Below are 13323 nucleotides of genomic sequence, written 5' to 3'. Positions count from 1 at the left end.
CTCTTGTTAACATATATTTTTCGCACCACCCCCCCCCCGGTCTGTTTCTTTTCTTTGTTTGTGTTTGTGGGGTCCCCCCGTGTGACGCCCCCGGGCGGGGGGGGGGCCCCCCCCCCGGGCGGGGGGGCCCCCCCCCTTCCGGTGGAACCGGTCCGGCTACCTGGTCGCGCGCTTCGCCAGGAAGGTCTCGACCTCGGCCCGGATCTCCGGGGTGTCCAGACCGCGCACGGTCATCGTGGTGCGGCGGCGCAGCACGTCGTCCGTGGTGTACGCCCACTCGCTGTCGGCGGCGTAGGCGACCTGCGCCCAGACGTCCGGCCCGTCCGCGTGGATCGGCTCGCCCAGCTCCGGGTTCTCGTCGATCATGCGGGCGATCTCGAAGGAGAGCGTGCCGTAGTGGCTGGCCAGGTGCTTGGCGACCAGCGGCTCCATCCGGGAGCCGGGCTCGCGGTCGATCAGAAGGCGGTGCGCGACGGCGTTCGGCGCGCCGACGCCCGGCAGCGGCACGGTCGCGGCGATCGGCGAGATGTCCTCACCGAGGGTGGCACCGGGCACGTGCGCGAGCTTCTCCAGCACCGTCCGGCCGATGTGCCGGTAGGTGGTCCACTTGCCGCCGGCGACCGACAGCATGCCGCCCTTGCCCTCGGTGACGACCGTCTCTCGCTTGGCGGCGGCGGTGTCGCCCGGGCCGCCGGGCAGCACCCGCAGGCCGGCGAAGGCGTAGGTGATCAGGTCACGGTCGAGGTGCTCGTCGCGGATGGCGTGGCCGGCCTCGCCCATGATCTGGTCGATGTCGGCCTCGGTGGCCCGGACGTCCTGCGGGTCGCCGGTGTACTCCTCGTCCGTGGTGCCGAGCAGGACGTGGTCCTCCCACGGGATGGCGAACGAGACGCGGTACTTGTCGATCGGGATGGTGAGCGCGGCGCGCCACGGGGAGCGGCGCTTGACGACGACGTGAGCGCCCTTGGAGAGGCGGATCGACGGCGCGGCGCCGGCGTCCTCCATCGTGCGCAGGTGGTCCACCCACGGGCCGGTGGCGTTCAGCACCAGGCGGGCGTCGACGCCGAACTCGGTGCCGTCCAGGCGGTCCTTGAGGTCCGCGCCGGTGACCCGGCCGCCGGTGAACCGCAGGCCGGTGACCTCGGCGTGGTTGAGCACCACGGCGCCGGCGTCGACGGCCGCGCGCACGGTCATCACGGCGACCCGCGAGTCGTTCATCTGGTGGTCGCCGTAGACGGCCACCGAGCGCAGGCCCTCGGTGCGCAGCGCGGGCACCTGCTGGGCGGCGTGCGCGGCGGTGGAGACCCGGCCCATGCCGTCGCGGAAGGCGGAGAGCGCCGAGTACAGGAAGACACCGGCGCCGAGCTTGGGCGCGCTGTGCGGGCCGCCCTTGTAGACCGGCACGAAGAAGGTCAGCGGGTTGACCAGGTGCGGGGCGACGTCGGTGGCGAGCGCGCGGCGCTCCTTGTGGTTCTCGGCGACGAGCTTGACCGCGCCGGTCTGCAGGTAGCGCAGGCCGCCGTGGACCAGCTTGGAGGAGGCGCTGGAGGTGGCACCGGCGAAGTCACCGGCGTCGACCATGGCGACCTTCAGACCCGCCTGGGAGGCGGTCCAGGCGACGGCCGTGCCGAGGATGCCGCCCCCGATCACCAGCAGGTCGTAGGTGGCCTTGCCCAGCAGCTCGCGGGTCTCGGCGCGGGAGGCGGTGCGGCCGGCGGTGCGCTCGGCGCCCAGGGTCGGGATGGTAGCCATGGTGTGTGTACGGCGGCGCGGGTCGGGCGGCGCCGTTACTCCTCTCGATGTGCGGTGCGGCCCCTGCTGAGAGGCCGGTTCGGCCCGGTGCGGCGGGCCGGTGAAACGGGAGCGTGCCGGTCGGGGCCGAGGGCCCCGACCGGCTTCGCGGTCAGCTCTGTTCGTCCTCCTCCACCCAGCCCATGGTGCGCTCCACGGCCTTGAGCCACTTCTTGTACTCGCGCTCCCGGGTGGCCTCGTCCATCCGCGGGGTCCACTCGGCGGCGCGGTGCCAGTTGGCCCGCAGGGTGTCCAGGTCGCTCCAGAAGCCCACGGCCAGACCGGCCGCGTAGGCGGCGCCGAGCGCGGTGGTCTCGGCCACGTACGGGCGCTCGACCGGGGCGTCCAGGACATCGGCGATGTTCTGCATGAGCAGGTTGTTGCTGGTCATGCCGCCGTCGACCTTGAGGGCGGTGAGCTCGACGCCGGAGTCCTTCTGCATGGCGTCGACGACCTCGCGGGTCTGCCAGGCGGTGGCCTCCAGCACGGCCCGGGCCAGGTGGCCCTTGGTGACGTACCGGGTCAGGCCGGCGATCACACCGCGGGCGTCGGAGCGCCAGTACGGGGCGAACAGGCCGGAGAAGGCCGGGACGAAGTAGGCGCCGCCGTTGTCCTCGACGGTGTTGGCGAGGGTCTCGATCTCGGCCGCGGTGGAGATGATGCCGAGCTGGTCGCGCAGCCACTGGACGAGCGAGCCGGTGACGGCGATCGAGCCCTCCAGCGCGTAGACCGGCTTCTGGTCGCCGATCTGGTAGCCGACGGTGGTCAGCAGGCCGTGGTACGAGTTGACGATCTTCTCGCCGGTGTTGAGCAACAGGAAGGTGCCGGTGCCGTAGGTGGACTTGGCCTCGCCCTCGTCGAAGCAGGTCTGGCCGAACAGCGCGGCCTGCTGGTCGCCGAGCGCGGCGGCGACGGGCACGCCCGCCAGGTCGCCGACGGCCTCGCCGTAGACCTCGGCGGAGGAGCGGATCTCCGGCAGGACGGCCAGCGGCACGCCCATCGACTCGGCGATCTTCTCGTCCCACGCCATCGTGTGGAGGTTCATCAGCATGGTGCGGCTGGCGTTGGTGACGTCGGTGACGTGCTTGCCGCCGTTGACACCACCGGTGAGGTTCCAGATGACCCAGGTGTCCATGGTGCCGAAGAGGATGTCGCCGGCCTCGGCGCGCTCGCGCAGGCCCTCGACGTTGTCCAGCAGCCAGCGGATCTTCGGGCCGGCGAAGTAGCTGGCCAGCGGCAGGCCGGTCTCGCGGCGGAAGCGGTCCTGGCCGACGTTGCGGCCGAGCTCGCGGCAGAGCCCCTCGGTGCGGGTGTCCTGCCACACCAGTGCGTTGTGCACCGGCTCGCCGGTGTTCCGGTCCCACAGGACGGTGGTCTCGCGCTGGTTGGTGATGCCGATCGCGCGGATGTCGTCCCTGGTCAGACCGGCCTTCTCCAGCGCGCCCCGGACCACCGACCGCACCCGGGTCCAGATCTCGGCGGCGTCGTGCTCGACATAGCCGGGCTGGGGGAAGATCTGCCGGTGCTCCTGCTGGTCGACGGCGACGATCCGGCCGTCCGCGCCGAAGATGATGCAGCGGCTGGAGGTGGTGCCCTGGTCGATCGCGGCGATGTAGTTGCCAGTGCCAGTGGAGGTCATGAGGGTCCTCGGCTCGGGATGGGGGTTGCGGGGGTGGGTGGGTCCGACTCTCTGGTCAGTCCCCGTGCTCGGGCGGGGCGGAAACCCGGGCTCAGAAGGCGACGTGGTACAGGCCGCCGGCCAGCAGGCCGCCGATGACCGGGCCGGCCACCGGGATCCAGGCGTAGGACCAGTCGGAGCCGCCCTTGTTCGGGATCGGCAGCAGCGAGTGCACGATGCGCGGGCCCAGGTCGCGGACCGGGTTGATGGCGTAGCCGGTCGGACCGCCGAGCGAGAGGCCGATGGAGACGACGGTGAAGGCGACGATCAGGATGCCGGTGCCGGACAGGCCGAGGCCCTTGGTCAGGCCCTGGGTGAGGATCCCGAGGCAGAGCACCATGGTGCCGATGATCTCGGTGAGCAGGTTCTGGAACGGGTTCCGGATCTCGGGACCGGTCGAGAAGATGCCCAGGGTCGGCTCCTTGTTGGCCTGGAACTGGCCGAGGTAGGTGGCCCAGACGAGGACGGCGCCGATCATCGCGCCGAGCAGCTGGGAGCCGAGGTAGACCGGGACCTTGCTCCAGTCGCCGGTGTCGACGGCGATGGCGAGGGTGACGGCCGGGTTCAGGTGCGCACCGGACTTGGGGGCCGACATGTAGGCGGCGACCATCACCGCGAAGCCCCAGCCGAAGGTGATCGCCAGCCAGCCGGCGTTGAGGGCCTTCGACTTCTTGAGCGTCACGGCGGCGCAGACGCCGCCGCCGAGAAGTATCAGGGCGGCGGTGCCGAGGGTTTCGCCGACGAAGATGTCGCCGTTGGAGAACGCGGACACAGAGACTCCCTTGTCCATATGGCCCGGAGATGAGGGTGGGGGCAGGCGACCGGACGATCACTGTGCGGGTGAGCGCTGTGTGGGAGTGATCGGCTCGGCCATCGTTCGACATTGTCGACCGTCATGCGGAAGCTTCCTCCCCAGGTCGCCCCCACGTCAAGGGCGGGTTACGCAGCTGTGACCCTTCGCTCGAAGTTACCCATCGGGGAACGCCAAATATGGACAAAACGCTAAGGCGCGGACAGGCATCCCGCCTGTCCGCGCCTCAGCGTGACCATGTCTTCCGATGTGAATCCGGTCGGGTCCGGGCCCGGTCCGCGCCCGGCCCACCCCCGCCGGACGCGGCTCAGAACCGCCCGGCGCCCAGATCCCGCGAGATCGCCCGCGCCGCGCTGCGCACCGAGGCGACCAGCGACGGTCTGACGAACCCGTCCTCACAGACCCGCTCCACCGCGCCGCTGATGCAGACCGCGCCCACCGGATTGCGCCGCCGGTCCTGGATCAGCGCGCCGATCGAGGCCACGCCCTCCCAGGTCTCCTCGATCGCGTCGGCCCAGCCCCGTTCGCGGGTCAGCGCCGCCTCCGCGTCCACGTCCGCCGGCTCGGTCAGGGTCCGTGAGGTGTACGCCTCCAGCTCGCCCTCGGCCAGCTCGCCGCGCGCCACCGGGTCGTACGCCAGCAGCACCTTGCCCATCGCGGTGCTGTGCAACGGCTGCATCGAGCCGACCTCCAGCACCTGCCGGGTGTCGTCCGGACGGAAGACGTGGTGCACGATCAGCACGCCCCGCTGGTGCAGCACCCCGAGGTAGACCGTCTCCCCGGCCGCCCTGGCCAGGTCGTCCGCCCAGACCAGGGCGCGCGCCCGCAGCTCGTGCACGTCCAGATAGCTCTGGCCGAGGCGCAGCAGTTCGGCGCCCAGCTGGTACTTGCCGCTCTCCGGGTCCTGCTCCACGAACCCCTCCTGCTGGAGGGTCCGCAGGATGCCGTGCGCGGTGCCCTTGGCGAGACCCAGCGCCGTCGCGACCTCGGACAGGCCCAGGCGGCGTTCGCCGCCGGCCAGCAGGCGCATGATGGCGGCGGCCCGGGAAAGCGACTGGATCGGGCCGGGCATTCGGTACCTCCGCGCTGACAGGCGGTCGACAATGTCGACCGCAGTGGTAACGCCACGAGTCTGCCAGTCCACCCCCGGTCCGTGCACCTTCCCCCTCGGTAACCGGCGCTCAGGGCCGGCCGTGCGCCCGCTCCGCCGCCCGCTCCGGTGCCCGCTCCGCCGCCAGCTCCGCCGCCAGCTCCGCCGCCAGGGCGGCGATCCCGTCCGGTCCGACCCGGCAGCAGCCGCCCATCAGCCGGGCGCCGTCCGCCAGCCAGCGGGCCACCCGCCCACGGCCCCCGGCCGCCCCTGTCGCCCGGAACGTCGGCTCCCCGCGCCACTCCCGGGCCCCCGCGTCCCAGCTCTCGCCGCTGTTCGGATACACCACCACCGGTTTGCCGGTCACCCGCGCCGCCAGCGCCACCGCCCGGTCGGCATCCTGCGGCGTACAGCAGTTCACCCCCACCGCCACCACCTCGTCGGCCTCCGCGGCCAGGGCGAACGCCTCCGCCAGCGGCTGGCCGGCCCGGGTCCGGCCGCCCACCACGCTGTACGACAGCCAGGCCGGTACACCCAGCCCGCGCACCGCCCGCAACAGGGCCCGCGCCTCGTCCGCGTCCGGCACCGTCTCCAGCGCCAGCACGTCCGGCCCGGCCGCCACCAGCGCCTCCAGCCGGGGCCGGTGGAACGCCTCCAGCTCGTCCTGGCTCAGCCCGTACCGCCCCCGGTACTCCGACCCGTCCGCCGGCACCGCCCCGTACGGGCCCACCGACGCCGCCACCCAGCGCGGCCGGTCCCCGGCCGACTCCTCCGCTGCCGCGGCGCGGGCCAGCTCCACGCCGCGCGCCAGCAGCCGCCCGGCCTCCGCCCGGCCCACCCCGCGCCGGGCGAACCCCTCGAAGCTCGCCTGGTAGCTCGCCGTGATCGCGACCTGCGCCCCCGCCGCGAAGTAGGCCCGGTGCGCGGCGACCAGCGCCTCGGGCGCGTCCGCCAGCAGCCGCGCCGACCAGAGCCCGTCCGACAGATCGTGCCCGGCGGCCGCGAGCTGGTTGGACAGTCCGCCGTCCAGCACCAGCGGACCGGCGGCCAGCGCGGCGGCGAAGCCGGCCGGACCGGGAACCGGGGGAGTGACGGGCATGGCGGCCTCCTGGGGCGACGTCGTTCCTGCTCACAGCCTAGGAGCGCGGCGGCGGGCGGCCGCCCGGAAAACCATTTGCCGCAGAGACAAGGGATCGCTACGTTGTGCTCAGCCCGAGAACGACAAGGACGGGCGGGCCCGACCGGGAGAGGAGACCGCCATGGCCGCACAGCCACCCCACGATGGGGGCGCCGAGCAGGAGTGGCTCGCCTCCTACGACCCGCGCGCCTACACCCCGGTCGCGGTCACGGTCGACGTCGTCGCCCTGACGCTGCGCCACGGCGGTCTGCACGTCCTGCTCGTCGAGCGCGCCGCGCCGCCCTACCAGGGGTACTGGGCGCTGCCGGGCGGCTTCCTGAAGGCCGGGGAGGAGGGTCTCGACGAGGCCGCCGCCCGCGAGCTCGCCGAGGAGACCGGCCTGCACGGCACCGCCGACGCCGAGGCCGCCCTCAGCCGGATCCACCTCGAACAGCTCGGTACCTACGGAGCCCCCCTGCGCGACCCGCGGATGCACGTGGTCTCGGTCGCCTACCTCGCGTTCGCCCCCGACCTGCCCGACCCCCAGGCCGGTACGGACGCGGCGTCCGCCGCCTGGCACCCCGTCACCGCCCTCGATCTCCGGCCGCCCGGCGGCCGGTCCCCAGCAGCCGGTGTGCCCGCCGACACCCACGGGGGTGGCGTCGACGGGCACACCGGCCACCCTCCCGCCCCCCACACCGGGGCCGAGGGGCCCGCCCCCATCGCGTCGGTCCCCATCGCGCTGGCCTTCGACCACGCGCGCATCCTGGCCGACGGCCTCGACCGCGCCCGCGCCAAGATCGAGTACAGCCCGCTGGCCACCGCCTTCCTCCAGTACGACTTCACCATCCCCGAGCTGCGCGCCGTCTACGAGGCCGTCTGGGGCGAGAAGCTCCACCCGGGGAACTTCCACCGCAAGGTGCTCTCCGTCCCCGGCTTCGTCGAGAGCACCGGCACCACCACCGAGCGCGGCGGCGCCCGCGGCGGCCCCCGGGCCCGCAACTACCGCGCCGGCGACGCCCAGCTCCTCCACCCGGCACTGCTCCGCCCCACCCACGAGGACGGGCTCCGCTGACCGGCCCCGCCGCCCATGTCCACGGACCGCGATCCACCGCAGGCCCTCGCGGCACTACCATCCGGCCATGACCACTCAAGAGGTGAGCAGGACGAGCAACCGGCCCAACTCCCACTGCCACTGGTGCGGCACGCCCTACCCGTCAGGTACCGAGGCCTGGCCCCGCACCTGCCCCGGCTGCGCCGAGATCAGCTACCGCAATCCACTGCCCGTCGTGGTCACCCTCCTCCCGGTCACCCAGGAGAGCGGTGAGCGGAGCCTCGTCGTCATCCGCCGCACCATCGAGCCCGGCTGCGGCGAACTCGCCCTGCCCGGCGGCTACGTCGACTACGGCGAGAGCTGGCAGCAGGCCTGCGTCCGCGAACTCCGCGAGGAGACGGGCATTCTGGCCGACGCCGCCGACATCACCCTGGTAGCCACCGACTCCGACACCAACGGCGGCTTCCTCTGCCTCTTCGGCCTGCTGCCCGGCCGCCCGCTCGCCGAACTGCCGCCCTCCAGGCCCACCGACGAGACCGACGGCTGGCAGCTCTCGACCCCCGAGACCCCACTCGCCTTCGCCTTCCACACCCGGGTCTCCCGCGCCTGGTTCAACGGCGAGTTCACCCGCCGCTGACCGGCCGCTGACCAGCCCGCGCACCCCCGGGGCAGACCCTGGCGCACCGGCCGATCACATGGCAGGGTCTGCACCGACAGCCCCAACCGGACGGGCCCTGCCACAAGCACTCCCGTCCCATCCACCGGCCGGGAGACCACCACCGTGAGCACCCCATCCCAGGATCAGCCGCTCTGGCGCCCCAACCCCGCTCGCGCCGCCGCCACCAACCTCGTGGCCTTCCAGGCCTGGGCCGCCGAACACCACGGCGCACCGGCCGCCCCCCTCGCCCCCGCTGACGACGACCAGCAGGCCGCCCGGCGCTACGCGGATCTGCACACCTGGTCCACCGAGGACCTCGACCGCTTCTGGACCGCCGTCACCCAGTGGTTCGACGTCCGGTTCACCCGGGCACCCGAGGCAGTCCTCGCCGACCCGGCCATGCCCGGCGCCCGCTGGTTCCCCGGGGCCCGCCTCAACTACGTCGAGCACGCCCTGCGCGCCGGCGAACCCGGCCCCGACGGCCGGCCGAGCGCCAACGCCGACCGCCCGGCCGTCCTCCACCTCGACGAGACCACCGAGCAGCCCGTCGTCCTCACCTGGGCCGAACTCCGCCGCCAGGTCGGCTCGCTGGCCGAGGCACTCCGCGCCCAGGGCATCGGCCCCGGCGACCGGGTCGGCGCCTACCTGCCGAACATCCCGCAGGCCGCCGTCGCCCTCCTCGCCACCGCCGCCGTCGGCGCCATCTGGACCAGCTGCGCCCCCGACTTCGGCGCCCGCAGCGTCCTCGACCGGCTCCAGCAGATCGAACCCGCCGTCCTCTTCGCCGTCGACGGCTACCACTACGGCGGCAAGGACCACGACCGCACCGAGGTCGTCGCCGAACTCCGCCGCGAACTCCCCACGCTGCGCACCGTCGTCCACGTCCCCGTGCTCGGCGCACCCGCCCCCGACGGCGCCCTGCACTGGGACGACCTGGTCGCCCACGACGTCGAGCCGGTCTTCGAGGCCGTCCCCTTCGACCACCCGCTCTGGGTCCTCTACTCCTCGGGCACCACCGGCCTGCCCAAGGCCATCGTCCAGAGCCAGGGCGGCATCCTGGTCGAACACCTCAAGCAGGCCGGCCTCCACCTCGACCTCGGCCCCGGCGACCGCTTCCTCTGGTACACCTCCACCGGCTGGATGATGTGGAACTTCCTCCTCGCCGGCCTGCTCACCGGGTCCACGATCGTCACCTACGACGGCAGCCCCGGCCACCCCGACACCGGCGCCCTCTGGTCCGTCGCCGCCCGCACCGGCGCGACCGTCCTCGGAACCTCCGCCGCCTACGTCATCGCCAGCCGCAAGGCCGACCTCCACCCCGGCCGCGACCTCGACCTCTCCGCCGTCCGCTGCATCGGCACCACCGGCTCCCCGCTCCCGCCCGACGGTTTCCGCTGGATCTACGACGAGGTCAAGGAGGACGTCTGGCTCGCCTCGGTCAGCGGCGGCACCGACGTCTGCTCCTGCTTCGTCGGCGGCGTCCCGACCCTCCCGGTCCACCTCGGCGAGATCCAGGCCCGCTGCCTCGGTGCCGCCGTCGAGTCCTGGGACGTCCACGGCCGCCCGCTCACCGACGCCGTCGGCGAACTCGTCGTCACCAAGCCCATCCCGTCCATGCCCACCGGTTTCTGGAGCGACCCGGACGGCATCCGCTACCACGACAGCTACTTCGAGATGTACCCCGGCGTCTGGCGCCACGGCGACTGGATCACCGTCACCTCCCGCGGCACCGTCGTCATCCACGGCCGCTCCGACTCCACCCTCAACCGCCAGGGCGTCCGGATGGGCTCCTCCGACATCTACGAGGTCGTCGAGCGCCTCCCGGAGATCGCCGAATCCCTGGTCATCGGCGTGGAGGAGCCCGAAGGCGGCTACTGGATGCCGCTGTTCGTCGTCCTCGCCCCCGACGCGACCCTCGACGACGACCTCATCGGCCGCATCCGCACCACGCTGCGCACCGAACTCTCCCCGCGCCACGTCCCCGACGAGGTGATCGCCGTCCGGGGCCTGCCGCACACCCTGACCGGCAAGCGGATCGAGGTCCCGGTGAAGCGCCTGCTCTCCGGCACCCCGCTGGAGCAGGCGGTCAACCCCGGCTCCGTCGACAACCTCGAACACCTGCGCTTCTTCGAACAGCTCGGCCGGGACCGCCGCGGGTAGCCCCGCGTACGGCGAAGGGGCGTCTCCACCACCGCGGTGGTGGAGACGCCCCTTCGCCGTACGCGCTGCCCGGCCTGCCAGGCCTACTCGCCCGACAGCACCTGCTGCGCCGCGGCCCGCGCCTCCTCGGCGCTGTCCGCCGCCCGGGCCGCCTCGGCCGCCCGACGGCACTGCGCCAGCGTGTACTTGGCCAGCGTGGCCCGCACATAGGGGATCGACGCCGAGCCCATCGACAGGCTGGTGACGCCCAGACCGGTGAGGACCACGGCCAGCAGCGGGTCGGAGGCCGCCTCACCGCAGACGCCGCAGCTCTTGCCGGTGGCCTGCGCGGCCTCGGCCGAGAAGGCCACCAGGTCCAGCAGCGCCGGCTGCCACGGGTCCTGCAGCCGGGCCAGCGCACCGACCTGGCGGTCGGCGGCGAAGGTGTACTGCGCGAGGTCGTTGGTCCCCAGCGAGAGGAACTCCACCTCCCGCAGGATCGCCCGCGCCCGCAGCGCGGCCGACGGGATCTCCACCATCGCGCCGAACTTGGCGGCCAGCCCGGCCTGGCGACACGCGTCCGCGAAGTCCTTGGCGTCCTTGCGGTCGGCCACCATCGGCGCCATCACCTCAAGGTGCACCGGCAGCCCCTCGGCGGCCTTCGCCAGCGCCCGCAGCTGGGCCTGCATCACCTCGGGGTGCTCCAGCAGCGTGCGCAGACCACGCACCCCCAGCGCCGGGTTGGGCTCGTCGGCCGGGGTCAGGAAGTCCAGCGGCTTGTCCGCGCCCGCGTCCAGCGCCCGGACGACGACCCGGCCCTCCGGGAACGCCTCCAGCACCTTGCGGTACGCCTCGACCTGCTTCTCCTCGCTGGGAGCCTTCGCCGAGTCGTCCAGGAAGAGGAACTCGGTGCGGAACAGGCCCACGCCCTCCGCCCCGGCCTCCAGCGCGGCCGGCAGGTCCGCCGGGCCGCCCACGTTGGCGAGCAGCGGCACCCGGTGACCGTCCGAGGTCTGCCCCGGACCGGAGGAGGCGGCCAGCGCGGCCTTGCGCTCCGCGGCGATCGCGCGCAGCTCGTCCTGCTTCTCCTGCGACGGCTCCACCAGCACATCGCCGGAGCCGCCGTCCACCGCGACCACGGTGCCCTCGGCGACGTCGGTCGCGTTCGGCAGGGCGACCACGGCGGGCACGCCCAGGGCCCGGGCCAGGATGGCGCTGTGGCTGGTCGGCCCGCCCTCCTCGGTCACGAAGCCGAGCACCAGGGTCGGGTCCAGCAGCGCGGTGTCGGCCGGCGCCAGGTCCCGGGCGAACAGGACATACGGCTCGTCGCTGTCCGGCACACCCGGCATCGGCACGCCCAGCAGCCGCGCCACGATGCGGTTCCGTACGTCGTCCAGGTCCGCGACCCGGCCGGCCAGGTAGTCACCCGCGGAGGCGAGCAGCGCGCGGTAGGCGGCGAAGGCGTCGTACACGCCGCGCTCGGCGCTGCTGCCGACGGCGATCCGGCGGGCCACATCGGCCATCAGCTCCGGGTCCTGCGCCATCAGCGCCTGGGCCTCCAGCACGGCCTGCGCCTCGCCACCGGCGAGGTTGCCGCGGGCGATCAGGTCGGCGGCGACCGCGTCGACGGCCGCCTGGGCGCGAGCCTGCTCGCGCGGGGCGTCCTCAGTCGGAATCTGGGTGGCCGGCGGCTCGAGCACCGCCGTTCCCATGTGCCGCACCTGGCCGATCGCGACCCCGTGGCTCACACCCACGCCGCGCAGCGTCTTCTCCATGTCACCTGTCTCCGCTGAGGGAAGCGGCCCCGCCGGAACCGCTGTGTGCCGGTCCGCCCCGCCGAGTGCGGCGGGGCGGGTGTGTGGGCTCGGCTTCTGTCGTGCGTGGTCTTCGCCGGCGCGCACCCGGCCCGGGCGCCGAGCGGCCCGGGAGGGAAGAAGGAAAGAGGGGAGGTCAGCTCCAGCTGAAGAGAGCGTCGCCGACGGCGACGTCTCCGTCCTCACGGACATCGCCGAGCGAGTCGGTGGCGGCCTCCAGCGCGACGATCGGCGAGATCGGCGACTTGCCCGCGGCCTCGACGGCGGCCGGGTCCCACTTGATGACGGCCTGGCCGCGGGTCACCGTGTCGCCCTTGTTGACGAGCAGCTCGAAGCCCTCGCCGTTCAGCTGCACGGTGTCGATGCCGAGGTGGGTCAGCACACCGTGCCCGTCCGCGTCCACGACGACGAACGCGTGCGGGTGCATGGAGACCACGACGCCGTCCACCGGAGCAACGGCCTCGGTCGGCCGGCGCACCGGGTCGATCGCGGTACCGGGACCGACCATCGCGCCGGAGAACACGGGGTCGGGCACGCCGGCGAGCCCGACGACCCGGCCGGTCAGCGGCGACGTCACAGTGGTCATGGTTGAGCCTCCCAAGTGCGCAGAACAGCGAGCGGCCGCAGGCAGCGGCAGGACATCGGTTGAAGCCTAGATCATGTCAACTTCGGACATCTGCTGACATTCCCGGGCGAAGGGCCAGGCCCAATCCGCCCCTACCGGCCCGTCCGCCACAGAGAGCGACGACTGCCGGGGCGTCAGGCCGACGTCCCATCGACCGGTAGTGGTCTAGTCCTCTGGGTCGATGTGCCGCACTCTACAGGCATCTTGGCGAACCGGGACCATTGCTGTATATGCTCGCGAGAGCAACAAATCATGCTCCGGGCGGGTGACGCTCGGTGTGGCTCGATTCGCGCTCCGGTCGGCTACCCGCTATGGTTGGCCGAGTCGCCGCAAGTCGGCGGTTAACACCAGATTTCAGATGTGAAAAGTACCGGTTAAGCGCCGGGAAACGGATCTGCTAAGCTGGGAACACGAAAGAACGAAGCGCCCGGAGGGCCCGCTGGAAGGCGGTCTGAAGGAAGTGTCCGTTCCTTGAGAACTCAACAGCGTGCCAAAAGTCAACGCCAGATATGTTGACATCCCCGGCCTCGGATTGTTCCGGGGTTG

10 protein-coding genes are annotated in these 13323 nt (G+C 72.8%); 3 read left to right on the top strand and 7 right to left on the bottom strand.

Going from position 1 to position 13323, the window contains the following annotated elements:
• Positions 1 to 156: 156 nt before the first annotated feature.
• From ACIP82_RS32950 to mmuM, 5 genes are all read right to left on the bottom strand, one after another.
• Complete coding sequence (locus tag ACIP82_RS32950; protein WP_400658824.1) at positions 157 to 1752, bottom strand: FAD-dependent oxidoreductase; 1596 nt, start codon at positions 1750 to 1752, stop codon at positions 157 to 159.
• Between the two features lie 151 nt (positions 1753 to 1903).
• A complete protein-coding gene (gene glpK / locus ACIP82_RS32945; protein WP_400658822.1) occupies positions 1904 to 3430 on the bottom strand; it encodes a glycerol kinase GlpK in 1527 nt (508 codons plus the stop codon).
• 91 nt (positions 3431 to 3521) lie between these two features.
• Positions 3522 to 4241, bottom strand: a complete 720-nt coding sequence (locus tag ACIP82_RS32940) for an MIP/aquaporin family protein (protein ID WP_400658820.1) — start codon at positions 4239 to 4241, stop codon at positions 3522 to 3524.
• Positions 4242 to 4587: 346 nt separating this feature from the next.
• Positions 4588 to 5352: an IclR family transcriptional regulator gene (locus ACIP82_RS32935; protein WP_363610649.1), complete on the bottom strand. Its 765-nt coding sequence runs from the start codon at positions 5350 to 5352 to the stop codon at positions 4588 to 4590.
• 109 nt (positions 5353 to 5461) lie between these two features.
• Positions 5462 to 6469, bottom strand: coding sequence for a homocysteine S-methyltransferase (gene mmuM, locus ACIP82_RS32930; RefSeq protein WP_400658818.1), 1008 nt, complete (start codon positions 6467 to 6469; stop codon positions 5462 to 5464).
• Between the two features lie 160 nt (positions 6470 to 6629).
• On the opposite strand from mmuM, the gene ACIP82_RS32925 reads away from it, so the two are divergent.
• The 3 genes from ACIP82_RS32925 (at position 6630) to ACIP82_RS32915 (ending at position 10359) form a co-directional block, all read left to right on the top strand.
• The gene (locus ACIP82_RS32925; protein ID WP_400658816.1) at positions 6630 to 7562 is read left to right on the top strand and encodes an NUDIX hydrolase; all 933 of its coding nucleotides are present in this window, start codon (positions 6630 to 6632) and stop codon (positions 7560 to 7562) included.
• Between the two features lie 67 nt (positions 7563 to 7629).
• Positions 7630 to 8178: an NUDIX domain-containing protein gene (locus ACIP82_RS32920; RefSeq protein WP_363610655.1), complete on the top strand. Its 549-nt coding sequence runs from the start codon at positions 7630 to 7632 to the stop codon at positions 8176 to 8178.
• 144 nt (positions 8179 to 8322) lie between these two features.
• Positions 8323 to 10359, top strand: coding sequence for an acetoacetate--CoA ligase (locus tag ACIP82_RS32915; protein ID WP_400658813.1), 2037 nt, complete (start codon positions 8323 to 8325; stop codon positions 10357 to 10359).
• A gap of 83 nt (positions 10360 to 10442) precedes the next feature.
• Here ACIP82_RS32915 and ptsP read toward each other — a convergent pair whose 3' ends face one another.
• Together ptsP and ACIP82_RS32905 are read right to left on the bottom strand one after the other, a co-directional pair.
• On the bottom strand, positions 10443 to 12113 hold the full coding sequence (ptsP, locus tag ACIP82_RS32910) for a phosphoenolpyruvate--protein phosphotransferase (RefSeq protein ID WP_363615336.1): 1671 nt from the start codon (positions 12111 to 12113) through the stop codon (positions 10443 to 10445).
• A gap of 175 nt (positions 12114 to 12288) precedes the next feature.
• Positions 12289 to 12738, bottom strand: a complete 450-nt coding sequence (locus ACIP82_RS32905; RefSeq protein ID WP_363615338.1) for a PTS glucose transporter subunit IIA — start codon at positions 12736 to 12738, stop codon at positions 12289 to 12291.
• Positions 12739 to 13323: the final 585 nt, after the last annotated feature.

Source organism: Kitasatospora sp. NPDC088548 (genome assembly GCF_044753005.1).
In the GTDB taxonomy this organism is placed as follows: domain Bacteria; phylum Actinomycetota; class Actinomycetes; order Streptomycetales; family Streptomycetaceae; genus Kitasatospora.
This window is presented reverse-complemented; position numbering and strand designations above follow the sequence as displayed.